The following is a 23,811-nucleotide window of genomic DNA, read 5'->3' as shown; positions in this document are numbered from 1 at the left end:
CTTATTTAATAGTGAGTGCGTCTTCAACCAGTGCTTTTTGTTGCTGGTTGTGAACGGATACATAACCTACTGCAGGTGACGAGGATGCTTCACGCCCTGCATATGATAATTTTGCGCCTTCTGGAATCGCTTGCCAGAAGTGATGTTGGCTACAATACCAAGCGCCTTGATTCTGCGGCTCTTCTTGGCACCAAACCCAATCTTTAACGTGGCTATATTTAGCGACAACTTTCGCGCATTCCTCTTGAGGGAATGGATAAAGCTGCTCTAATCGCACAATAGCCACATCATTTTGTTCATTCTTACGGCGTTGATCTAACAAGTCGTAATAAACCTTACCTGAACACATTACAACGCGCTTAACACTCTTCGCGTCGATGTCATCCACTTCGTCGATAACGTTGTAGAATTTACCCTCTGCCAGTTCTTCCAAAGAAGAAACGGCCAAAGGATGGCGTAATAGTGATTTAGGTGACATAACGATAAGCGGTTTACGCATTGGACGTACGACTTGACGACGTAACATGTTGTAAACCTGCGCAGGAGTAGACGGAACACATACCTGCCAGTTATGGTCAGCACACATTTGTAAGAAACGTTCAAGACGTGCAGAACTATGTTCTGGACCTTGCCCTTCATAACCGTGTGGAAGCAAGATAGTAAGGCCACATAAGCGCCCCCATTTAGCTTCACCCGAGCTTAGGAATTGATCGAATACAACCTGTGCGCCATTCGCGAAATCACCAAACTGCGCCTCCCAAATCGTCAAACATGACGGTTCTGCGGTTGCAAAACCGTACTCAAATGCCATTACCGCTTCTTCAGAAAGCACTGAGTCGTATATCTCTATTTCACCTTGGCCTTCACGAATATGCTGAAGTGGCATGTAAGTAGACGCATCTTTCTGGTTATGCAGTACAGCATGACGATGGAAGAAGGTACCGCGTCCCGAGTCTTGCCCAGTAATACGGATATCTTCGCCTGCATCAACGATAGTGGCATAGGCCAAGTTTTCAGCCATACCCCAATCAAGCTTCTTCTCGCCAGCTACCATCGCCTTTCTGTCTTGATAAAGCTTGTTAACGCGAGACTGAAGTTTATGCTCTTCAGGGTAAGACGTAATTGATTCGCCTAACGCTTTTAATTTTTCTACGCTGAGCGAGCCATCGTATGGCGTATCCCAGTCGTGGCCAAGGTACGGTGACCAATCGACACTGTGTTCTGTCATTGGACGCCACTCTTCTACCACGCACGCACCGTGATCTAGCGCAGAGCGATACTCTTCTAAGAACCGGTCTGCATCGCGCTGCTCAATAACACCTTCAGCAATAAGTTGGTCGGCGTAAATAACGCGAGGTACCGGGTGCTTCTTAATCTTTTGGTACATCAATGGCTGCGTCGCATTTGGCTCATCAGCTTCATTGTGTCCATGACGTCGGTAACATACTAAGTCGATAACGACGTCACGCTTAAATTTATTTCTATACTCTAATGCAAGTTCAGTAACGAACGCTACTGCTTCAGGATCGTCAGAATTCACATGCAGGATAGGCGCCTGAACCATCTTTGCGATATCAGTACAATACTGGGTTGAACGCGTATCTTCTGTCTTCGATGTCGTAAAACCAACTTGGTTGTTTACGACGATACGAACCGTACCACCAACAGCAAAGCCACGGGTTTGAGACATATTAAACGTCTCTTGCACTACACCCTGCCCCGCAATTGCAGAATCACCGTGAATAGTGATAGGTAAAACGGTATTTGTATCATCGTTGCGACGAGCAAGACGCGCTCTTACCGAGCCCATCACCACTGGATTAACGATTTCTAAATGCGATGGGTTGAATGCCAACGCTAAGTGAACGTTGCCACCTGGAGTAGCAAAATCAGAAGAAAAACCAGCGTGGTATTTCACGTCACCGGCACCTAGCGAATCATCATGCTTGCCTGAAAACTCATCAAACAATACAGAAGGGTTCTTACCAAGTACATTAACGAGCACATTTAGGCGGCCTCGGTGGGCCATACCAATAACAACTTCTTTCGTACCCGCAGCGCCCGCTTTGGTTATTAACCCTTTAAGCATAGGTACAAGGGCATCACCACCCTCAAGTGAGAAGCGCTTGGCACCTGGGAACTTAGCACCGAGGTATTTTTCCATACCGTCAGCGGCTGTTAGCCCTTTAAGAATGCCAAGCTTTTCATCTTTTGAAATTTCTGGCTTAGCTTGCACCGATTCAATTTTTTGTTGCAACCAGCGCTTTTGGTCAGTATCGGTGATGTGCATATACTCAGCACCAATCGACCCACAATACGTTCTGTTAAGGGACGTAAATAATTCGCCCAACGACATAGAATCTTTACCAATAGCGAAAGAACCAACGTTAAACACGCTGTCAAAATCGGATTCGGAAAGATTATGGTGAGAAAGCTCTAAATCGCGTACACGTGGTTGCTGCCACAAACCCAGCGGGTCGAGATTAGCATGTTGATGACCACGGAATCGAAACGCATTGATAAGCTGAAGTACCTTCACTTGCCTATCGTCTGAAACGCTTTCGCTATTTGCAGGTGCACTTGACATGCGGGCTGTAGGCCCTAACGCAGCAAGTTGTCTGAATTGATTTTTAATTGCAGTATGGTTCGACTCTAGTTCGACACCATCAACCTTAGGAAGATTATCAAAGATTTGACGCCAAGTATCGGACACGCTTTGCGGATCATCCAAATACGCTTCGTACAACTCTTCAACATAGGCAGCGTTGGCACCTGCCATGTGCGAGGAATCCCACCACGCTTTCATCACGCTTTCTTGCATTTAATTTGCCTTGCTACGTTTTAAAAAAATCTATTAACAATCAGATTGTATTATAAGGTTATTCTCGACATAACCAAGTGTTATAACAGCGATTACATAAAAAAATAGCCATCCCTATTGGATGGCTATTTAGAGCATCGCAATCTGTAACTTCAGAAGTTATCAGACTATAGTACTAAACAGCCCGTTGTAAAAGCATAGACTTGATTTGTCCAATTGCCTTTGTCGGGTTCAAACCTTTAGGGCAGACACTTACGCAGTTCATGATACCGTGGCAACGGAATACGCTGAATGCATCATCTAGTTCACCTAAACGTTCATCAGTCGCAGTATCACGACTGTCAATTAGGAAGCGATATGCATGTAGCAATCCAGCTGGGCCGATGAACTTGTCAGGATTCCACCAAAATGATGGGCATGACGTTGAACAACATGCACACAGAATACATTCATATAAACCGTCTAGCTTTGCGCGCTCTTCAGGAGACTGAAGATGCTCTCGCGCTGGCGGCTGCTTACCGTCATTAATTAAGAACGGCTTAATTTTTTCGTATTGCGTGTAGAACTGGGTCATGTCTACTACAAGGTCACGCACTACCGGCAGACCAGGAAGTGGACGAACAACAACCTTCCCTTTACCAAGCGCAGACAACGGTGTAATACAGGCTAGCCCGTTCTTACCGTTCATGTTTACGCCATCTGAACCACAAACCCCTTCGCGGCATGAACGACGGAACGACAACGTTGGGTCTTGTTCTTTAAGAGCAAGCAACGCATCGAGAACCATCATATCCTGACCTTCCTCTACTTCTAGAGTGTAGTCTTGCATGCGTGGTTTTGCATCAACATCTGGGTTATATCGGTATATCGAAAATTCTAATTGCATGATCGAAGCCTCTCTTAATATGAACGCGCTTTAGGAGGGAATGCCTCTCTAAGCTTCGGCGACATATTTACATCACGTTTAAGCATTTTTTCAGTTTTTGGATCGTAGACACTGTGGCATAACCAATTGTCATCATCACGATCTGGGAAGTCGAAGCGGCTATGTGCACCACGGCTCTCCGTTCTGAAATTCGCTGCTACTGCTGTGCTGTACGCGGTTTCCATTAGGTTATCAAGTTCTAAACATTCAATACGTTGAGTGTTGAAGTCAGAGCTCTTGTCATCAAGGCGGGCGCTCTGTAAGCGCTCTCGGATTTCACCGAGTTGCTTAAGACCTTCAGCCATTGCTTCACCTTCACGGAATACTGAGAAGTTGAGCTGCATGCATTCTTGCATGTCTTTTTTGATTTGGACAGGGTCTTCGCCCTTTCCTTTTTCTGAGTTTTCCCACCGGTTGAAGCGAGACATTGCCACTTCAAGGTCAGATTCAGAAGCATCACGTGTAGGCGCCATATCAGCAAGTGTTTTGCCAAGATGCAGGCCTGTTGCGCGACCGAATACAACTAAATCAAGTAATGAGTTACCGCCTAAGCGGTTTGCGCCGTGTACTGATACACATGCAATCTCACCACAAGCAAATAGCCCATTTACTACTTGGTCTTTGCCGTTTTCATCAACCGTCAAACACTGCCCGTCAACATTCGTTGGAATCCCACCCATCATGTAGTGGCAGGTTGGGATAACCGGAATAGGTTCTTTTACTGGGTCAACGTGAGCGAAGGTACGAGACAATTCAAGGATCCCTGGTAGGCGTGACTCAAGAACGTCTTTTCCTAGGTGATCAAGCTTAAGCTTTATGTGTGGTCCCCACGGACCATCGCAACCACGGCCTTCGCGGATCTCTGTCATCATTGAACGAGCAACAACGTCACGACCTGCTAAATCTTTAGCATTTGGCGCGTAGCGCTCCATGAAGCGTTCACCGTCTTTATTAAGAAGGTAACCACCCTCACCACGACAACCTTCTGTTACAAGCGTACCTGCACCAGCAATACCTGTTGGGTGGAATTGCCACATTTCCATATCTTGAACTGCAACGCCTGCGCGAAGTGCCATACCGACACCGTCACCGGTATTGATGTGCGCGTTGGTGGTAGAAGCAAATATACGACCTGCGCCACCAGTAGCCAGCACAACTGCGCGTGACTTAAAGTACACGACTTCACCAGACTCAATATCAATCGCCGTACAACCAACTACGTCGCCGTCTTGGTTCTTCACTAGATCTAGTGCATACCATTCTGAAAAGACTTTTGTTTTATTTTTTACATTTTGCTGATAAAGCAAATGTAGAAGCGCGTGACCAGTTCTGTCTGCCGCTGCTGCAGTACGTGCTGCTTGTTCGCCGCCGAAGTTTCTAGACTGACCACCGAATGGACGCTGATATACCTTGCCGTTTTCGAAACGCGAAAACGGTAGGCCCATGTTTTCCATTTCAATAATGGCTTCAGGACCTTCTTTACACATATATTCAATGGCGTCTTGGTCGCCAATGTAATCTGACCCCTTAACGGTGTCATACATATGCCATTCCCAGTTGTCCTCGTGTGAATTACCAAGTGCTACGGTAATACCACCCTGTGCTGACACAGTGTGTGAACGGGTAGGAAATACTTTGGATAACAGTGCACATGATTTACCAGATTGTGAAATCTGTAGAGCGGCACGCATACCTGCGCCGCCAGCGCCAATTACTACTGCATCAAACTCGTGAACGGGTAAACTCATTTTACACTCCCCACAATACAAATAGACCAACAGCGACGTAGCCAAACGCGATAATGTTTAGTACGTATTGCAGTGTTGCACGAAGACCCGTTGATTTTATATAGTCCGTTAGTACTTGCCATAGGCCGATACGAACGTGGATCATGATTGCAACAAGTGCTGCTAGTGTGAAAACTTTCATAGCTAAGCCAGAAAATAATCCTCGCCATTCAATAAACGTAAGATTATCAGTGGTTATAAAGAACCACGCCATGAAAACCGAGTACGCGAAAATGATTGCTGCTGTAGCGCGAAGTGATACATAGTCTTGTACACCGTCGCGTCTAATGCTTGCTTGGTTGGTTACCATAATGCAACTCCCAATACTACGGTCAGTACGATCCAAAGTGCGATAATTGCTTTTGCACTTAAGTTACCTGACTCTAATTCTTCCCAGTGACCTAAGTCCATAACAACATGTCTTAGGCCGCCTAGAATATGATATGTCAGCGCTGAAGCTGTGCCAATTGCGACAAATTTCCCAAGGAAACCGTTCATGATGCTTTGTACGTCTGCGAACCCTTCTGGCGATGAGATAGAAACTGCCCATGCCCCAATAACGAAAAGTAACGCAAAAAACATCGCAACACCGGTTACACGATGGAGAATTGACGAAATAGCAGAGGGCGGAAATTTAATAGTATTGAGTTCTAAATTTACTGGTCTTTGCTTTTTCACAATGTATGCCTGTTTAATCCGTAGGGATAATGAATCACCCGCATTTATTATGTCCTGAGCGAGTTAATTCGTTTATTACCTGTTAATTGCCTCATCCATTGAGTTGTTAACAATTTGTGAATTATTCTTTAATGCCGTTAACAGAATAATTATTCCGTTTTTTAAGCACCGCCGAGTATATCTAGCACATTATATAATTACAATTTTTTGTGCTGTTGTAAGACTTTAGTCTGTCTTTACGTTTAATTCATAACGTTCAGACAAAAAATGAGATCAAAAATGAACTCAAATGCCCTTTGTGACAGTATTTATCAACACGAAAAGTGTAGCAGCACTCGTAGTTTATGACTACGGCTTTGCTAGATAAGTTACGTGCTTTTAATTTTATACGTATAAACTTTATGCAGCTTTATCACAATTTATGTCGTTGGCTGCTAATATTAATGTAAATTGACAGTTTACCTTTTACGAAAACACAATGATAATTGCTAGGTATTGGGATTATCCCCTTAATCTAGCGTACGTTTTTTACACATCAACAACGTTTATCACGTAAGATAATTTAGAATATTTATTGCACATATATGCAATTAAATTGACTTTTATGTGTGAAATAAAGTAAAACTACGCCACTTTTCCCAACGAAGCGGACATTTTCGTTCGTTTTCGCTGCAGACAGAACCATTCTGAGGAGAGCACTATATGGCAGATCAGAAAGCCATTCTTAAGGCCGGCGGTAAGGAAATTGAGCTTCCTATATTGTCTGGCACAGAAGGACAGGACGTAATTGACGTTCGCACGCTTGGACAGCACGGTTATTTCACCTATGACCCAGGTTTTATGGCGACTGGATCTTGCGAATCAGCAATCACTTATATCGATGGAGCAGCCGGTGTGCTTTTGCATCGCGGGTTCCCTATCGAAGAGCTTGCGCGTGATGCTGACTACCTTGAAGTGTGTCACATGCTTTTACACGGACACGCGCCGTCTAAAGCTGAATATGAAGAATTTAAAGCAACGATAACGCGCCACACTATGGTCCACGAACAAATTAATATGTTCTTCCATGGTTTCCGTAACGATGCGCACCCAATGGCGATGCTTTGCGGCACGGTGGGTGCAATGTCATCGTTCTATCACAGTGATTTAGACGTTTCTAACGAAGAACAACGTGTTCGAAGTGCACATCGTCTTATCGCAAAAATGCCTACGCTTGTTGCGATGTGTTACAAATATAACATCGGCCAACCGTTCGTGTATCCACGTAACGATTTAAGCTACGCTGCTAACTTCTTAAATATGATGTTCTCAGTCCCTGCTGAAGAATATCAAATTAGCCCAGCCGTTGAACGCGCTATGGACCGTATCTTTACGCTTCACGCAGACCACGAGCAAAATGCTTCAACATCAACGGTTCGTTTAGCTGGCTCTTCAGGTGCTAACCCTTACGCGTGTATCGCTGCTGGTGTTGCATCACTTTGGGGTCCTGCTCACGGCGGTGCTAACGAAGCGTGTTTAAACATGCTTGAAGAAATTGGTACTGTTGACCGCATTCCTGAGTTTATTGCGCGCGCTAAAGACAAGGCTGATCCGTTCCGCCTAATGGGCTTTGGTCACCGTGTTTATAAGAATCACGACCCTCGCGCAACCGTAATGCGTGAAAGCTGTCATGAAGTATTAAGTGAACTTAATGTAAAAGATCCATTGCTAGAAGTGGCGATGGAGCTAGAAAAAATTGCATTAAGCGACCCATACTTTGCTGAGAAGAAATTGTTCCCTAACGTTGATTTCTACTCAGGTATCGTCCTTAAAGCTATCGGTATTCCGACAAACATGTTCACGTGTATCTTTGCACTGTCTCGCACAGTAGGTTGGATATCACATTGGCATGAAATGATGAGTGATCCTAAGCAAAAAATTGGGCGCCCTCGTCAGCTTTATACCGGAAGCAGCCAAAGAAAGTATACCCCAATAAAGTAAATATACCTTTTATTGAAGGTACAAGAACGTACATTCTGCCTTGGCATTATGTACGTTTTTTTTTGATTAAAATTTATTTATGGAACTACTGATCACCTCATAATAGCGTCATTAATACTAATTACTTACACGTATTTCAAAGCGCTTCTTTGTTTAACAGGCTATACTTTTAGTTATTACCAGCATGGAGTGCTTTTGTCTTACTCGTAAGAACCTCAAAACGTGTTTGATAAGGTGGGAATAAAAGATAATGCCGCTAAGCGTAGATACTAAACAAGCGTTCTACCATTCAGTCCAGCCTGACGATATTTGTAACCTATTAATAATCGACGGTGATGCGCATTCAGCGATGTCGCTATCGGTTCGTATGGGAAACATTGAAAATACTGTCCCTCACGTTTTCATCACTACCGTAGACACCATATCAAAAGCGACAGAAGCTATAAGCAATATGGGTAAGCGTGGAATGATTTTGCTCGATGCGTCTGCCTATTCGCCACCCTCACTAATCGCATTGTTTGATAGCATTGAATCAAGCAAAGCGCACTGTGCTACTCGTTTTATTCTTATTAATAATGACGTGGAAGGTTCGGCCGTTGAATTGAAACCTCATAGCACCCCTCCGCTTAACGAACTAGTCGACGAATACTGGGTAATGCGTACGCTTTCTCAAGAAATGTTAAATACCCTAGTATTAGGTAACTTACAGAAATTGAAGGTCAAGAATACGGGTGAACAGCATCCGACGGCGCCCAGTTCTGATTATATTTCCACGCTTGAGCGCCGACTTGTGAGAGAAAAGAATTTACGCCTTAGTGCACAAACGCAACTGAATGACTATGCGAGAAAGTCTTATATTGCGAGTACCGATTTAAGGCAAACGGTTGAGAAGTTGCATGATAAGCAACAAGAAATAGAGTTTTTTCTTCAATCTGCAAAACAGCTTAAAAGTGGAAAAGGCGGCCTAGAGTTAGTCAATAGTTTCTTAAGTATCTGTGTTGAGTTTATTTCTGCAGAGGGCGGTGCATGTTTTTTTACCCACTCGGGAAGCCTTGGCCAACATGGATTAATGTTCAAGCGTAATACCGCATTCAACTTCAAAGCTATCGTAGAAGAGTACCTGCCATCCTACACTACACATATTTTAGATTCATGGTCAGTCCAAGAAGTATCAGCGCACTTCAACGGAGTGACCACCTGGTTTATTGCAACCAACTTTCGGCACACAGACAACTCTATCGGCTGGCTTTGTTTTGTTGTCAAAACACCACAGATTAGTGAGCAGAAGCTCTATATTCTTGACTCGTACTTAGACCAACTTCGCTTAAGTATCGCTCAACATCAGGAAATAGCGATTCAGGCAAAAAAACTTGAAAATGGTAAATTGGAAGCAGAGTTAGCTGACACCAAAAAACAACTACTCATCGCCGATAGGATGTCATCACTGGGCTTTTTATCCAGCGGTGTCGCGCATGAAATTAATAATCCCTTGGCGTTTCTTGTAGGAAACAACCGGTACTTGAAAAAGACGATTATGTCCGGCATTGAACAATTACAAGCAATTCGCGAAGCCTCCTCGCTGGAAGAAACGCTAGACAGCATAGGCAGCTTAGATTTACTGAGAATTCAACATGAATTACTTGAAGTTTTCGACGATAACGAACACGGTCTTACAAGACTTAGCGCCATAAGTAAAAACTTACGACAATTTATACGAACGAATGATGAAGGGTTTACGGCGTTAGATGTAATACAGTGCGTACAACGGTCTGTGAAAATTGCGTCAATGTCCAAGAAAACCATGGTATCCGTTTCTAACGAACTGCGTGCCGATAAGGCAATAGTTTATGGCAACGAAGGAGAGATTGAACAGGTTTTACTCAACATCATCATTAATGCTATTCAATCCATCGCGAAAGATGGCGAAGTTACCGTTGTTATTAATGAAAACAACGATGATATTATTATTGACATAAAAGACAACGGATGTGGTATTGCCGAGGAAAATCTCACTAAAATATTTTCGCCCTTTTTTACGTTAAAAAAAGGGAGCGAAGGCACAGGCCTAGGGTTAGGTATCTCAAAAACAATAATAGACGCCCACAATGGCTCGATAGCCGTTGATTCTGAGCTGGGCATCGGCACCACATTCACAATAACACTACCTAAGCATAACGACACTGCTATTACTAATCGATTCAGTAGCAATTGATATCCAACCGTCAGTATTGTTCGGTTTCAATAGGCTATGCACGTAGAAGCAGTCCGTCGTGTGAGCGTTTCCCTACTTTTTTATTGCACCTCACACTCGGTTCGTTAGATAAAACGGTAGTCTAAGCGGCATAATCTCAGCGTATATACACTTTGCTGGTCGTTTACGGTATCATATGTCTATGATCGCGCTTATTTTTTTATAGGAATGCACTATGCCTTATTCTGCAGTAATGCTCGGCCTAGCAGGCTTAATACCATTTGTTTTTATGCCGGCCGCTTACCTGTTTAATGTGTTAACGCTGTCAGAAAGTGCTCTTTATTTTATTCAGTATTCTGCCGTATTACTGTCATTTTTCGGTGGTATTCATTGGTGGGATGCGATGCTGAAACAAAACTACTCTGTTCAAATGTATGTGGCGATGCTGCCTACGATCATCGGTTGGTTATGTTTAGTTTTCAGTCACCATTCAGAAGTGATTGGCGTACTTTCATTGACCTACTTGGCCGTATTAATGTACGACAAATTCACCTTAGTGTTACCTAAAGGTGAAATTATAAGTTACATAAGCCTCAGAATTATGCTGACTACCGTCGTAGTAATGAGTCACGCGTGGATGATTTACTTAGTGACATAACACCCCTTAATAGGTGTATAAAAAATGCAGCTCATTGCTGCATTTTTTTATGGTTAACCGTTGCTTCTCGCCGTTAGGTCAAAACACCTGCCTGGTAGTCTTTTATTGCTTCCATTATTTCTTGTTCGGTATTCATCACAAACGGGCCGTATTGCGCCACAGGCTCATTCAATGGCTTACCAGCAACAACAATAAACCGACACGCTTCGTTAGCTGTTGCAACTAACGATTCGCCCTCACTGAATACGCCAAGTTCTCCTGATGCTAACCGTTCGCCACCATTGTCTATACTGCCTTGGTAAACATATACAAATGCGGTGTTGTGTATAGCCAGTTGATGTGAGAAGACCGCGCCTTGTGTAGACAGGTGAACATCAAAAAATGTGGAATCAACAGCATCTGTCTTTACTGGCCCAACGTGTCCCTCGTACTCTCCCGCTAGCACGCGAACCGTAATATTATCTCTTTCTATAACGGTGACGTCCTGTGGCTTTATGTCCTGATAGTTAGGAGCAGACATTTTCTCACCAGATGGAAGGTTCACCCATAATTGAAAACCTCTTAACAGTCCGTCTTCTTGCTCGGGCATCTCCTCGTGAATAATACCTCTACCAGCGTTCATCCATTGGATCCCTCCCGCTTCGATAACGCCTTCATTCCCCACAGAGTCTTTATGACGCATTTTCCCATCAAGCATGTAAGTAACTGTTTGAAAACCTCTGTGCGGATGCGCTGGAAAACCCGCTAGGTATTCATTGGGCTTGTCAGACCCGAAGAAGTCTAGCATCAAAAACGGGTCTAGTCGGGGCAACGAAGGTTGCCCAATAATTCTGGTCAGTGACACACCCGCACCATCGCTAGTTGCAATACCTGTCACCTTTTTAACGATATGCCTATCTTTCATCACACTACCCTCTTCCGTGCGCCGACATAAGGTCCTGTTTAGGCCCAACTGGGATAACTTGCGTAGGGTTAATCATGGTATGACTAAAATAGTAGTGACGCTTTATGTGATCAAAGTTTACGGTATCTGCAATACCGTTCATTTGGTATAGCTCTTTCATGTAACCGTACAAATTTGGATAATCTGCGATTTGTTTTATATTGCATTTAAAGTGGCCGTGATAGACCGCGTCAAAGCGAATAAGCGTGGTAAATAAGCGCCAATCCGCCTCAGTTAGCACGTCTGAGACAAGATACCGCTGTGATGCCAAACGCGTTTCTATTGTCTCTAGTGCATCAAAAAGTGCCTGAACAGCCTCTTCATAGGCACTCTGTGTCGTTGCGAAACCCGACTTATACACCCCATTATTTATAGCGTGGTACACCAACTCGTTGATTTCATCAATCTCACTACGCAGTGACTGAGGGTAGAAATCAACGTCGTTACCGGTTAATGCGTTAAAGTCGCTATTGAATATTCTTATAATATCCGACGACTCGTTGTTCACAATAGTGTCTGTGACGGTATCCCACAAAATAGGAACGGTTACCCTCGTGGTAATATCATGCTTCACCTTTGTATAAAGCTGGAAGGCATAATCAAAATCAAAACATTTGTCTTTTGTACTGCCAGGATAGTCTCCGAACTCCCACCCGTGCTCGAGCATTTCAGGGTGAACTATAGAGACATCAATATGAGGGGAGAGGCCTTTTAATTCTCGAAAAATAAGCGTTCTGTGTGCCCACGGGCACGCTAACGATACATAAAGATGATAGCGCCCTGACTCAGGCTTATACTTAGCATCATCTGCTGTACTTAGGGAATGTCTAAACTGTGATGCCTGGCGCTCAAATTTACCGCCACTATCTTTGGTGTCGTACCACTTATCCTGCCATTTTCCATCTACTAATAAACCCATTTGCCTTCTCCGATGACGACTCTACTGAATTGCCTTATTACAGCACGTAATGACTTAAACGTAAGATGCGTAATTTCGGATTTACTGTTCTATTAATTAGGAAACTGCCGCTTAGATGGCTAGACAAGGGCATTGGACGTTTTTATGTTTATTGCACGTATTATGCTTCTCTACTTGCAATATTCCGGTTATTTGCGATCATTCCCGCCTTAAATTTTACCTGTAAATTCATAACGTGAGACGGTTGAAACAAGCATATGTCCGATGATCAAAGATTCGGTGGAATAGCACGGCTGTATGGTGCTGAGGCACTTGATAAGCTAGGCGAAAGTCATGTCGCTATCGCTGGTATTGGTGGGGTCGGCAGCTGGGCTGCGGAATCCCTTGCCCGCTCTGGCGTGGGTGAAATAACATTGATTGACCTAGATGATGTCTGTATTACCAATACTAATCGTCAAATCCATGCCATGTCAGATACGATTGGGGTGGCTAAAGTTGAGGCGATTGCCGAGCGCATCAGAAAAATAAACCCAGCGTGTACGATTAACCTCGTAGAGGATTTTGTCACCCCTTCAAATGTCCAAACCTTACTCACGAGTAACATGGATGCAGTTATTGATGCTATTGACAGCATTAAGGCCAAAGCAGCGATAATAGCCCACTGTAAACGAAATAAAATTCCCGTTGTCACTGTCGGCGGCGCTGGCGGTCAAGTTGACCCAACGAAGGTAACACGTGGCGATCTTGCAAAAACAATACAGGACCCTCTCGCGGCAAAGTTAAGAAGTGAGTTAAGGCGCTTCTATAACTTTTCTAAAAACCCAAAGCGTCGTTTTCAAGTTGAATGCATTTATTCCACCGAACAATTACGATATCCACAGCCCGATGGCAGTGTTTGTTTTAATAAGTCAGCCATGGAGAACGGCACGCGACTTGACTGCGCAGGCGGGTTTGGTGCAGTGGTGACAGTAACCGCTACCTTTGGTATGTTTGCAGCAGCCAGTGTGATCAACAGATTAACCGGTCAAAAATAGACTTTTCTCGGTATCTTGCGCACAATAGAGAAATAAGAATAAACCTCAGATTGATAAAGGAAAATTTATGTCGCCAGGTGAACTCGATCAACTAATGCAAGATTGTGCGAACGACGCGATCTCAGCAGCAAAAAGTGAGTTTAATATCACGCTTGATGGGTCGGTGGAGAGTATAGCGCTCGTCGATGATGTTTTACTTAGCTTTATCGATAAGTACCATGACCAAGCGCTAGAAGATGAGGCGGTGTTTACGATATGTAATATATTTGGTGCGTATGTGGGTGAAATACTAAAAGGCGTATTGGGTGGCACGTGGATATATGACCAATCTAATCCCAAAGCGCCTTACGTATTACTTGTGGTGGGCGAGAACTCCTACGCGTTTGCGGGTATTTGTTACGAACGTTTAGTCAACGATAGCCAAATCAGTGTTAAAGCGTATTTCGATAAAGCTGCACAAAACCATATTCAATAGTAAACCAATCAAAAGTTTTGCAGCCGCAGATGAACGTTCGTTTTTTGTCTGCGGCGCCCCCCATCAAATTGAATTTTCCCTTTTAGCCTTCGCTACTTAGCGTTTTCATTGCTATCGACTTGCACGTTAGGATGCGCCCAATCCTCCACCATCCAACGCAAATGGCGACTCTTCGCGATAGTGTACAAACCAATAACTGACACGACTAAGCGAATAGCGGTAATAAGCTCGAAGGCCCAATGATGCGTTATTGCATATGCGATTTGAGAGATTAAAAGTGATCCAACGCTTACGAGTAAGCATGGAATAAACCATCGGCGCCATGCAATAAGCCCCTTTTTCCAAAGCCGCTCACGTTGACTGAGTAACAGTAATGATAATAACGCAGGCACACTCGTCATTAAGGCTACCAGTAGACTTTTAGAGTGTGGGTAGAAAAAGTTCAAAAGCACATCTGTTTGATTTCGTGACGCTAGCGAAAATATGAACAGCGCCCAATCAGCGCAAAGTAGCAGTAACAACACATATAGCCATCGCGGTGGCAATATTCTTCCTGATTCATCATAGTATTTAAGCGGAAGCTTTAGCATTGGGCGACGATGACCTTATGTTAGTTTCAATGTCGTATTGAAATAATTGGTGCAAATCGACAAATATAAAGGCCGAAATAACAATTAAACGACTATTAGCAAAACCCTGACCTCATCTATTACTACTATGTGTTTTTTGTCTTCTTAATGGCAAGGCGGTTAGCGTGCAAACATAATAGTGATATAATTTCGTCATCCACTGTTATGTAGCGTAAAAATGTCTGTAGAAAAATTTACCCCAAATAATACCACCACGTTAGAAACACCGGTAAAGGTATTAACCTCTGAACGTAGTACGTCTCAAAATGCTGATGCAGCACGTATAGGTTTTGTTAGCTTAGGCTGCCCTAAAAATTTAGTTGACTCCGAACGTATCCTTACGCAACTAAGAACGGAAGGATACGACGTTGTCCCCACGTATAACGATGCCGACCTCGTTATTGTAAACACCTGTGGTTTCATCGATGCAGCCGTACAAGAGTCTCTTGATACTATTGGTGAAGCATTAAAAGAAAATGGAAAAGTCATTGTCACTGGTTGTCTGGGTGTAAAAGAAGACGAAATTCGAGAAGTACACCCTAACGTGTTGGCTATTACTGGCCCACACGCTTACGAAAGTGTCGTAGAGCAAGTTCACGAACACTTGCCTAAACCAACCTTTAATCCGTTTGAAGACCTTATTCCTGATCACGGCGTAAAACTTACGCCGCGACATTATGCGTATTTAAAAATTTCTGAAGGCTGCAATCACCGTTGTACGTTTTGTATTATTCCGTCTATGCGCGGCGATTTAGTGAGCAAGCCGGTTGGCAGTGTACTTGATGAAGCAAAACGCTTGAAAGCCGCTGGTGTTAAAGAGTTATTGGTTATTTCACAAGATACCAGTGCTTATGGTGTTGACGTAAAACACCGTACAGGTTTTTGGGACGGCATGCCGGTAAAAACACATATGCAGCAGCTTTGTGAAAAGCTGGGTGAAATGGGTATTTGGGTGCGTCTACACTACGTTTACCCCTACCCTCATGTTGACGACCTTATCGCATTGATGAATGAAGGAAAAATTCTTCCTTACTTGGATATCCCGTTTCAACACGCAAGCAAGCGTATTCTGCGATTAATGAAACGCCCAGGTAGTGCAGATCGCGTGTTAGAGCGTGTAAAAAAATGGCGTGAGCAATGCCCCTCGCTTGTTATTCGGTCAACGTTTATTGTTGGTTTCCCTGGTGAAACAGAGGAAGAGTTTGAAGAGTTGTTAGACTTTTTGCGAGAAGCACAACTAGATCGAGTCGGCGCATTTGCGTATTCGCCAGTAGAAGGTGCAAAAGCGAATGACCTCCCAGATCCCGTACCAGAAGATGTTAAGCAACAACGTTTAGCGCGATTTATGGAAGTGCAAGGCGAGATCAGTGCCGCGCGCTTGAAAGCGAGGATCGGTAATGAGTATCAAGTTGTTATCGACTATATCGATAGTGAGGGTGCTGTAGGCAGAACCTATGCCGATGCGCCTGAAGTAGATGGCCTTGTACATTTAAATGGCGTTTATGATGTTAAACCCGGCGACCGCGTCTGGGCTGAGGTTATCCATGCGAACGAGCATGATGTTTGGGCGGTTATGTCTGAAGAGCAAGACGAAGAGCAAGCCTAGCCAACAATGGTTTTTCAATAAAAGAGCAGATATCTGCTCTTTTATTGATTAATGCTCACCAAGGCAACACATCGCCATTTGAGTGAACAAAACGCCCGGTATTTTCAATTGCCAATTCATCGATACGCATTACGAGCAAACCAGCACAGGTATCTGCATCAATGTCACCGTTGCCATTAACCATTTCGGTTTGAACAAACCCTGGATGAAACAACCCCACGGCAATACCTCTAGGTCGCAAATCATTCGCTAACGACACGCCCACTGCATTCAACGCCGCTTTTGACATTCTGTATCCGTAGTAGCCACCCGAACCGTTGTCTTCCATAGAACCCATTCGGCTGGTGATCATCGCAATTCTACTTGAACCGCTCATCGACGGCAGTAACACCTGAGTCACTAATAATGGGCCAAGTGCATTTACACGAAATTGATAATCGATTGTATTAGGATCCCAGTCATCAATGGTTTCACGCCCTAGTACCCCCGCATTATTAATCAGCAAATCGATATTAACATCGCTTAACGGTGCCAGTGTTTCTGCCAAGCTTTCGGGTTTCGAGACATCCACGCCCTTGATAACGGTTACGCCTGTACTATTAAGTTCATCGCAACTGTTTCGGCACGTAACATACACGTTATCGCCGCGGGCTTTATAATGCTTTGCTAGCGCGAGGCCTATGCCTCTATTTCCGCCGGTAATTACTACATTCATTGCATTCTCCTTATTCGTAATAACGTATTGGTTCCCAACGCTACGCCACGTATCCATTCATTGTATTACCTTGATGAAAACAAACGTTTTGTTAAGCGTTTAGCGACTCAAGTAGCCGTGACAAGTCCTCTGGCGTATCAATACCTACTGGAGGCTCAGCAGCAGCCGACGCGCAATGTATGCTGTCACCATACCAAAGCGCTCTGAGCTGCTCGAGTGACTCGATGTGCTCAAGCGCCGACGGCTGATACGACACATACTGCTTTATATACTGAGCACGATACGCATAGATACCTATATGGCGATGATAAAGGGAAATGTCAGCATCTTCCGCATCAACCATCATTCTATTGCGCTCAAACGGAATCGCTGAACGTGAAAAATACAGCGCGTGCGATGCCGCATTTACCACCACTTTGACGATATTTGGATTAAACACATCTTTGTTACACACTACCGGTGTCGATAACGTCGCCATTTGACACGCAGACTTTGCAAGGTTATCCGCCACTTGTTTGATGTTTTCGGCAGGAATAAAGGGTTCGTCACCTTGCACGTTTACGATAATTTCAGCGTCGTCTATTGCGCTTTTTTCGATGACTTCTGCGATGCGTTCGGTGCCTGACTGATGCGATGCTTTTGTCATGCAAACCAGCGTAAACTGTTCGGCTATTTGGGCAATACGTCTATCATCGGTGGCAACGACAACAGAGGAAGCACCCGCTTCTTTAGCTCGCTCTACAACATGCTGAACCATCGGCTTTCCATTAATATCTACTAACGGTTTGCCAGGGAAACGACTAGAGCCATAACGGGCTGGGATCACAACAGTAAATGACATAAGACGACCTATCTCGTTGCATCAACTTCATCAAGGGAAAGCGAATGTGCCTTACTTTCAATAAGTACAGGGATCCCTTCTTTTATATCGTAGGCAAGGCGGTCGAAACGACACACTAGCTGTGAGTTGTCATCGTTCAACACTAGCTTACCTTTACAAACTGGACACGCTAAAACTTCTAGCAATTTTTTATCAAGCACGCGTGGTTATCCTTTTTCTTTGGCCTTTGTATTCAAGCTACATTCTGAAAGTGTAGTCTCTATTATGTCGAAGAAACGCTGGTTTATCGTGGCCGTTACCGGTAAAAACCAACAATCTTGATGGCAAAAGCGTTGAACTTTTACCGCATCTTTTTCAGTCATTATTACTGTATTTTTTGGAATATCATCAGCTTCATACGCGTAATGATCAGGAAAGGCGTTCGCTGACTGAAGCCTCACACCCATTGACTCTAGCTGATTGAAGAAGCGTTCCGGTGAACCAATTCCAGCAATAGCGTTCGGAACTCGGACATTCAACTCGTCAACAGTTAGTTTTTGATCCGTGTCGCATACATTGGTTATGTGCCCTGGCGTAAGCGTCATCGTAAATTGGGCACTGTTTAATGCATTGGGTAACGGAGTGCTACCATCCAAGCGATTATGCACAATGGCGTTTACCTGACTAAGACGCCATTTGCCTTCACGTAATGGTCCCATTGGCATTAGCAAACCACTACCTAGCATTCGCTCATCCATCACCACAACTTCAGCATCTCGCGCTAGCGCGTAATGCTGTAGCCCATCGTCACAAATAATAATGTCGCATTGACACGTCTTAACTAAGTATTCCGCTCCCCGAGCGCGAACAGGATCGATCACAACAACCGCACCGCTTCGAATAGCAAGTAATCGAGGCTCATCACCAACCTCATGGGCAATGTCATTCGGCAGCACTTGTCTTGGGTAGAAAGACGACTTACCGCCATACCCTCGACTTAAAATACCGACCCGCAGGCCTTTTGCTTGATAATAATCAGACAGTGCCAGTACAACAGGGGTTTTACCGTTGCCCCCAACGCTGATGTTTCCTACCACAATCACTGGTACGTCAGCCCGATAGGCACGCTTTATTCCTAGCGTAAATAACGCTCGACGAAGTCTAGACAGTACCCAAAATACAATGGTCAATGGAAACAGAAGCCAAAATACAGGATGACCTTCGTACCATTTTTTTGTGAGCGCACTCAACTAACTGTCTCCGAATTGAAGGGCGTGCAACTGTGCGTAGTGCCCTCCCTTCTCCAGCAACTCACTGTGCTTACCGCTTTCAATAATCTTGCCTTGTTCTACCACCATAATAGTGTCTGCATTTTCGATAGTAGATAGACGATGTGCAACAACGATGCTTGTGCATCGCTTCTGAAGCTGCTCCAGTGCATCTTGAATAAGCTTTTCAGACTCGGTATCAAGTGCTGACGTTGCTTCATCTAAAATCAATATTGGTGCGTCGGCAAGAATGGCGCGCGCAATAGCGAGGCGCTGGCGTTGACCGCCTGAAAGCATAATACCGTTTTCACCAATTACTGTATCGAGCCCTTCGGGTAAATTGCCTAAAAACTCTTCGACGTGGGCCATTTTAACCGCTTGCATTATCTGCTCTCGCGTTACTGAGTCTTTGGCACCATACGCAATATTGTTGGCAATACTGTCATTAAAAAGTACGACATTTTGCGATACGAGCGCAAACTGTGCCCTTAAGGCCTTTAAGTCAATATCATTAAGCGGAACATCGTCGAGCGTAATGCTTCCTTGCTGCGGAGAATAAAAACGTGTTAGCAGCGATGAAATCGTTGATTTACCGCTTCCTGAGCGCCCCACCAACGCAATTGACTGGCCGGGTTTAGCTTCAAATGATACGTCTGTTAACGCCGGCGTATGTTTACCAGGATAGGTAAAGGTAACGTTGTCGAACACCAATTTACCCTGAGCACGGGTAATTTTCTGCCCGCCCTTATCTTTTTCATTATCCAAATCCAGTATTTCAAATACGCTGGCACACGCTGCCATTCCCTTTTGAAATTCATTATTGATGGTAGTTAGTTGTTTAAGCGGTTTTAACAACATAACCATGCAAAACACAACATTGATGAACACACCAGCACTAAGCTTTTCGAGCATGCCTGGTGAACTTGCGATATACAGCACGACGGCAAGGGCGACAGAAGCAATCACCTGAATAGAAGATACGCTTAAAATACGTGTAACTGCCAACTTCATGGTTTGCTGTCTATTGTGGTTATTTTTACTCGCAAAGCGCTCTTGTTCGATATGTTGACCACCGAACATAATGACAACTTTATGCCCTTTTACCGCTTGCTCTACTGCCGAGGTAAGGTTACCCATGGTATGTTGAATGCTTTTGCTTACCACGCGAAACCGTTTGCTAACATAGGAAACAATTACGGCAACGACGGGCCCAATCAAAAGAAATACTAGTGATAACTGCCACGAGTAATAAAACATTACCGACAGCAATCCGATAACCAATGCTCCCTCTCTAATTAACGTAAGCAGCGCTTTACTCGATGCATTGGCGACTTGTTCAGTATCATAGGTTACTTTACTGATAAGGCTTCCAACCGAGTGAGTGTCGTGGAAGGAGACAGGTAAATGAATGTATTTTTCAAACAACTGCTGTCTCATACGCATGACCACTTGTGAACCTATCCAAGTAAGTGTGTATGTTCCTAAAAAGTTAAACACGCCGCGCAGTATGAACAACGGAATAATGGCATAGGCTGCCAACCTCAAATATGCTTGATCGTTGTTGCCTAAAGACTCGTCAATCATTGGCTGAAGTTGTGCAAATACAAATGTATCAACCGCTGAATAGCCAATCATACCAACAATGGCAGCGAAAAATGGCATCTTGAAGTCATGTAAATAACGCAAAAAACGTTTTATCAGCGATTCTGATATATCGGTTTGGTTCATAAACCTTTCTTACCTATGAAAAATACTTACTTTACCTTGTGTATTGTACAAGGAGTTTCACTAATTCCCTAATATGGCTACGTATTGTATACACAAACATCATTTGTTGTGACCCGTAGACAACCAATCTGCCTCATGTGTTGAGGTTTTTACTTGCAATTAAATGTGTCGTGGAGCACGCGGCGTTAAAAACCACCGCCGCAGAATTTTAGATCTCATTGTTGTGGTTATATGGCCTTTTTGCGTGAATTCGACCCTAATATACCCTTGCTCACTGGATAGGTATTGCTTGGCTCCATGGCGTTTATAACGCTCATACACGTTCTTGTTAGGAAACTTCCACCTGTTTTCAAACCCTTGGGTGTAGATAACAGTATGAGGCTTTACCCGTTTAACCCAAATATTTGTTGAAGAAGTAAGGCTACCGTGATGAGGCGCAACGACGACGTCGGCTAACATGGTTTGCTCTCTTTGAAGCAGCGCATATTCAGCGCTTCGTTCAATGTCACCGGGAAGCAATAACGTGTTTCTACCATCGGTGATACGTAATACGCACGAGGTGTTATTGCTATCAAGCTCATTGCCTTTTCGTGGCCACAAGAAAGCCAACGTTAGTCCCTCCCAATCAATGTTTTTACCACGCTCACACCCTTTCGACGGAGAATACCATTGTGGCTTATACCTCATGTAATTTAACCACTGGGTTAGCGCTTTTCGCCCTCCTGCGTGATCGTTGTCACTATGACTATGCACAACATGATCAATATGGCTCACGCCATACTGGCTCAATAATTTAGGGATGACGTTAGTCACAATAGGTGCATTGTCGTTATAGGATGGGCCGGTATCTACCACAATAGCCCGACGCCCTTTTGTGATCACCATGGCTGTCCCTTGACCCACATCGAATACATGCAAATACCACCGAGCATTAGTATAGGGCATAGCCATAAAAGAAATACATAGCGCCCCGGTTAACAAAAATACGCTGTAATACTTTCCACGCCAATATGGCAATACACCAATAACACAGGTAACCAAAAAACATACAGCCTGTATATTTGAATACTGTGCGCTAATCATTGCGTGAGAAAAGGCGCTCAATGAGTGAAGAAGCGACAACATCAATGAGAAGCCCTCATCACAGTATTGCAACATTGTGTTAAGCCATGCGCCAACAATCATGCCGTTACAAACATAACCCAGTAAACAGATAACAAACACAACCGGTAATGCCAAGGTAACGATAGGTAAAACAAGTAGGTTAACAATTACCCCTACTGTGCTTACCTGACCAAACCAACATAATGTGATTGCGCTTAACATTAGCGACAGGCCAATTTGAATATAAAATAAACACGAATACCATGGCTTATTACCTAACTGAAAACGCCAAGCCAAAAACCAAATTGCCACAACTGCACTGATACTTAAATAGAAGCTTGATTGATAAATAGAGAAAGGCATAAATATAACGCATGCCGTCGTCATCATGATGCCGATATGGGCCACTCGCCACACGCGCGCAACGCACATCAGAATACACGCGATAAATAAGAGGATGAAGGCTCGAAAGACCGGTAGTGCTCCACCGCTAAGCAGGGCATAAAAAAACGCACTAACTATTAAGACGGATAACACCACATACCGGGCATTAGTAATAGGCTTGCGTGCTCCAAAAATGGATTGAATTAGCCATAGAGCAACACTCGAAACAACCATAACTGCAGCCGCTACAATCGCTAAATGCATTCCCGAAATACTAAAAACATGCGCCGTTCCAGTGCGCTGTAAAAGCGCCCAATCTTCAGCGGTGAACTCGGCCCGTTCGCCTAGCAACAAAGCCAGAAACCAGGCTTGATTAGTCAGCGACAATTGGTGAACATAGGTTGCTATGTTGTACCTTACACTATGCACATGTTGAACAACCGTACTACTGTGTTTCTTTATATAACCTATAGCCACTATTCCTTTAGAAAAGTAACGTTTTTGGGCATTGACATCATAGGGGTTTAAACGACCATAAGCAGGCCTAAGCTTAACCACTGCAGTAACAATATCGCCGTTGTGGAAGCATAGCGAAGGTTCATGAGCGTAGACACTTATCAGGACTTTTTTCTCTAAGGGGTTATTTTTTATGTGTGAGGTACTAATGTCATATCGATAGGCGCGGTGTGAAGCGAGTGAATCAGTGGCTTGGTTATCCGTTATACAGCCCCCGCGGATAACTTGCCCTTTAATAATGACATCTTGTTGAATATTTGCCGGTGTTAGTTGCCAAGACTGGTGGAAATACCCTAAACTCGCCATCCATACGATGCCAGCACAGATGCCCGATACTGCGTAAAGCAATCTTTTTGGAACTTTATCGGGAGAAAGGCCGTAGCAATTAAGATTAAGAGGCGTTTTTACGGAGATAATGCGCTTTATTGATATAGTCAGGCCACGTAACCTGATCGTCAGCGTAGTGGCGCTAACTGCAAGCACTAACAGTGCGACTGCGGTGCTGATTAATATAAACAACACCCCGTGAGAAGGTAGAACGGGCCAAAATTGACCGGATATTGCGCCAACGCAAAAAAAAGCGCACCACGTTATTATATTATTACCCATGTAAAGCGTTCCAGGCTATCG

At 44.1% G+C, this 23,811-nt stretch carries 20 protein-coding genes; 6 read left to right on the top strand and 14 right to left on the bottom strand.

Annotation, left to right across the window (positions count from 1 at the left end; genetic code table 11):
• Nucleotide 1: 1 nt before the first annotated feature.
• The 5 genes from sucA to sdhC form a co-directional block, all read right to left on the bottom strand.
• Nucleotides 2-2,821, bottom strand: a complete 2,820-nt coding sequence (gene sucA, locus AC27EZ_RS11205) for a 2-oxoglutarate dehydrogenase E1 component (protein ID WP_487135389.1) — start codon at nucleotides 2,819-2,821, stop codon at nucleotides 2-4.
• 175 nt (nucleotides 2,822-2,996) lie between these two features.
• Nucleotides 2,997-3,707: a succinate dehydrogenase iron-sulfur subunit gene (locus tag AC27EZ_RS11200; RefSeq protein WP_421131478.1), complete on the bottom strand. Its 711-nt coding sequence runs from the start codon at nucleotides 3,705-3,707 to the stop codon at nucleotides 2,997-2,999.
• Nucleotides 3,708-3,721: 14 nt separating this feature from the next.
• Nucleotides 3,722-5,494, bottom strand: a complete 1,773-nt coding sequence (sdhA, locus tag AC27EZ_RS11195) for a succinate dehydrogenase flavoprotein subunit (protein ID WP_487135388.1) — start codon at nucleotides 5,492-5,494, stop codon at nucleotides 3,722-3,724.
• A gap of 1 nt (nucleotide 5,495) precedes the next feature.
• Nucleotides 5,496-5,843 carry a succinate dehydrogenase, hydrophobic membrane anchor protein gene (sdhD, locus tag AC27EZ_RS11190; RefSeq protein WP_421131480.1) on the bottom strand — a complete coding sequence of 116 codons (348 nt, stop codon included), beginning with the start codon at nucleotides 5,841-5,843 and terminating at the stop codon, nucleotides 5,496-5,498.
• The gene (gene sdhC, locus AC27EZ_RS11185; protein WP_487135387.1) at nucleotides 5,837-6,211 is read right to left on the bottom strand and encodes a succinate dehydrogenase, cytochrome b556 subunit; all 375 of its coding nucleotides are present in this window, start codon (nucleotides 6,209-6,211) and stop codon (nucleotides 5,837-5,839) included. The genes sdhD and sdhC overlap by 7 nt, the downstream gene beginning before the upstream one ends.
• Nucleotides 6,212-6,913: 702 nt before the next feature.
• Between sdhC and AC27EZ_RS11180 the strand changes: the two genes are divergently transcribed.
• From AC27EZ_RS11180 to AC27EZ_RS11170, 3 genes are all read left to right on the top strand, one after another.
• A complete protein-coding gene (locus AC27EZ_RS11180) occupies nucleotides 6,914-8,191 on the top strand; it encodes a citrate synthase (RefSeq protein ID WP_421131482.1) in 1,278 nt (425 codons plus the stop codon).
• Nucleotides 8,192-8,441: 250 nt separating this feature from the next.
• Nucleotides 8,442-10,403 carry a sensor histidine kinase gene (locus AC27EZ_RS11175; protein ID WP_487135386.1) on the top strand — a complete coding sequence of 654 codons (1,962 nt, stop codon included), beginning with the start codon at nucleotides 8,442-8,444 and terminating at the stop codon, nucleotides 10,401-10,403.
• A gap of 214 nt (nucleotides 10,404-10,617) precedes the next feature.
• The gene (locus AC27EZ_RS11170; protein WP_421131484.1) at nucleotides 10,618-11,040 is read left to right on the top strand and encodes a DUF3429 domain-containing protein; all 423 of its coding nucleotides are present in this window, start codon (nucleotides 10,618-10,620) and stop codon (nucleotides 11,038-11,040) included.
• Nucleotides 11,041-11,113: 73 nt separating this feature from the next.
• Here AC27EZ_RS11170 and AC27EZ_RS11165 read toward each other — a convergent pair whose 3' ends face one another.
• On the bottom strand, nucleotides 11,114-11,944 hold the full coding sequence (locus tag AC27EZ_RS11165) for a pirin family protein (RefSeq protein ID WP_487135385.1): 831 nt from the start codon (nucleotides 11,942-11,944) through the stop codon (nucleotides 11,114-11,116).
• Between the two features lie 4 nt (nucleotides 11,945-11,948).
• A complete protein-coding gene (locus AC27EZ_RS11160; protein WP_487135384.1) occupies nucleotides 11,949-12,902 on the bottom strand; it encodes a glutathione S-transferase family protein in 954 nt (317 codons plus the stop codon).
• Between the two features lie 257 nt (nucleotides 12,903-13,159).
• On the opposite strand from AC27EZ_RS11160, the gene tcdA reads away from it, so the two are divergent.
• Both tcdA and AC27EZ_RS11150 read left to right on the top strand, forming a co-directional pair.
• The gene (gene tcdA / locus AC27EZ_RS11155; protein WP_487135383.1) at nucleotides 13,160-13,936 is read left to right on the top strand and encodes a tRNA cyclic N6-threonylcarbamoyladenosine(37) synthase TcdA; all 777 of its coding nucleotides are present in this window, start codon (nucleotides 13,160-13,162) and stop codon (nucleotides 13,934-13,936) included.
• Between the two features lie 67 nt (nucleotides 13,937-14,003).
• Entirely contained in the window at nucleotides 14,004-14,411 is a 408-nt protein-coding gene (locus AC27EZ_RS11150) for a hypothetical protein (protein WP_487135382.1), read from the top strand.
• Nucleotides 14,412-14,503: 92 nt separating this feature from the next.
• Here the strand turns inward: AC27EZ_RS11150 and AC27EZ_RS11145 are convergent, their stop codons facing one another.
• The gene (locus AC27EZ_RS11145) at nucleotides 14,504-15,001 is read right to left on the bottom strand and encodes a DUF2919 family protein (protein ID WP_487135381.1); all 498 of its coding nucleotides are present in this window, start codon (nucleotides 14,999-15,001) and stop codon (nucleotides 14,504-14,506) included.
• 217 nt (nucleotides 15,002-15,218) lie between these two features.
• Here AC27EZ_RS11145 and rimO point away from each other — a divergent pair, with 217 nt between their 5' ends.
• Nucleotides 15,219-16,646 carry a 30S ribosomal protein S12 methylthiotransferase RimO gene (gene rimO / locus AC27EZ_RS11140; protein ID WP_487135380.1) on the top strand — a complete coding sequence of 476 codons (1,428 nt, stop codon included), beginning with the start codon at nucleotides 15,219-15,221 and terminating at the stop codon, nucleotides 16,644-16,646.
• A gap of 55 nt (nucleotides 16,647-16,701) precedes the next feature.
• Here rimO and AC27EZ_RS11135 read toward each other — a convergent pair whose 3' ends face one another.
• From AC27EZ_RS11135 to AC27EZ_RS11110, 6 genes are all read right to left on the bottom strand, one after another.
• Nucleotides 16,702-17,361, bottom strand: coding sequence for an SDR family oxidoreductase (locus AC27EZ_RS11135; RefSeq protein ID WP_487135379.1), 660 nt, complete (start codon nucleotides 17,359-17,361; stop codon nucleotides 16,702-16,704).
• Nucleotides 17,362-17,452: 91 nt separating this feature from the next.
• Entirely contained in the window at nucleotides 17,453-18,202 is a 750-nt protein-coding gene (gene kdsB, locus AC27EZ_RS11130) for a 3-deoxy-manno-octulosonate cytidylyltransferase (protein WP_487135378.1), read from the bottom strand.
• Nucleotides 18,203-18,210: 8 nt separating this feature from the next.
• Nucleotides 18,211-18,402 (bottom strand): Trm112 family protein, encoded by a 192-nt coding sequence (locus AC27EZ_RS11125; protein WP_487135377.1) that lies wholly within the window; start codon nucleotides 18,400-18,402, stop codon nucleotides 18,211-18,213.
• 6 nt (nucleotides 18,403-18,408) lie between these two features.
• Nucleotides 18,409-19,431: a tetraacyldisaccharide 4'-kinase gene (lpxK, locus tag AC27EZ_RS11120; RefSeq protein ID WP_487135376.1), complete on the bottom strand. Its 1,023-nt coding sequence runs from the start codon at nucleotides 19,429-19,431 to the stop codon at nucleotides 18,409-18,411.
• Nucleotides 19,432-21,177: a lipid A export permease/ATP-binding protein MsbA gene (msbA, locus tag AC27EZ_RS11115; RefSeq protein ID WP_487135375.1), complete on the bottom strand. Its 1,746-nt coding sequence runs from the start codon at nucleotides 21,175-21,177 to the stop codon at nucleotides 19,432-19,434.
• A gap of 159 nt (nucleotides 21,178-21,336) precedes the next feature.
• Nucleotides 21,337-23,790 carry a DNA internalization-related competence protein ComEC/Rec2 gene (locus AC27EZ_RS11110; protein ID WP_487135374.1) on the bottom strand — a complete coding sequence of 818 codons (2,454 nt, stop codon included), beginning with the start codon at nucleotides 23,788-23,790 and terminating at the stop codon, nucleotides 21,337-21,339.
• Nucleotides 23,791-23,811: the final 21 nt, after the last annotated feature.

Source organism: Alteromonas sp. 4NH20-0056 (genome assembly GCF_057539655.1).
The sequence above is the reverse complement of the archived record's forward strand: the minus strand, read 5'-3'. Positions and strand labels throughout refer to the sequence as shown.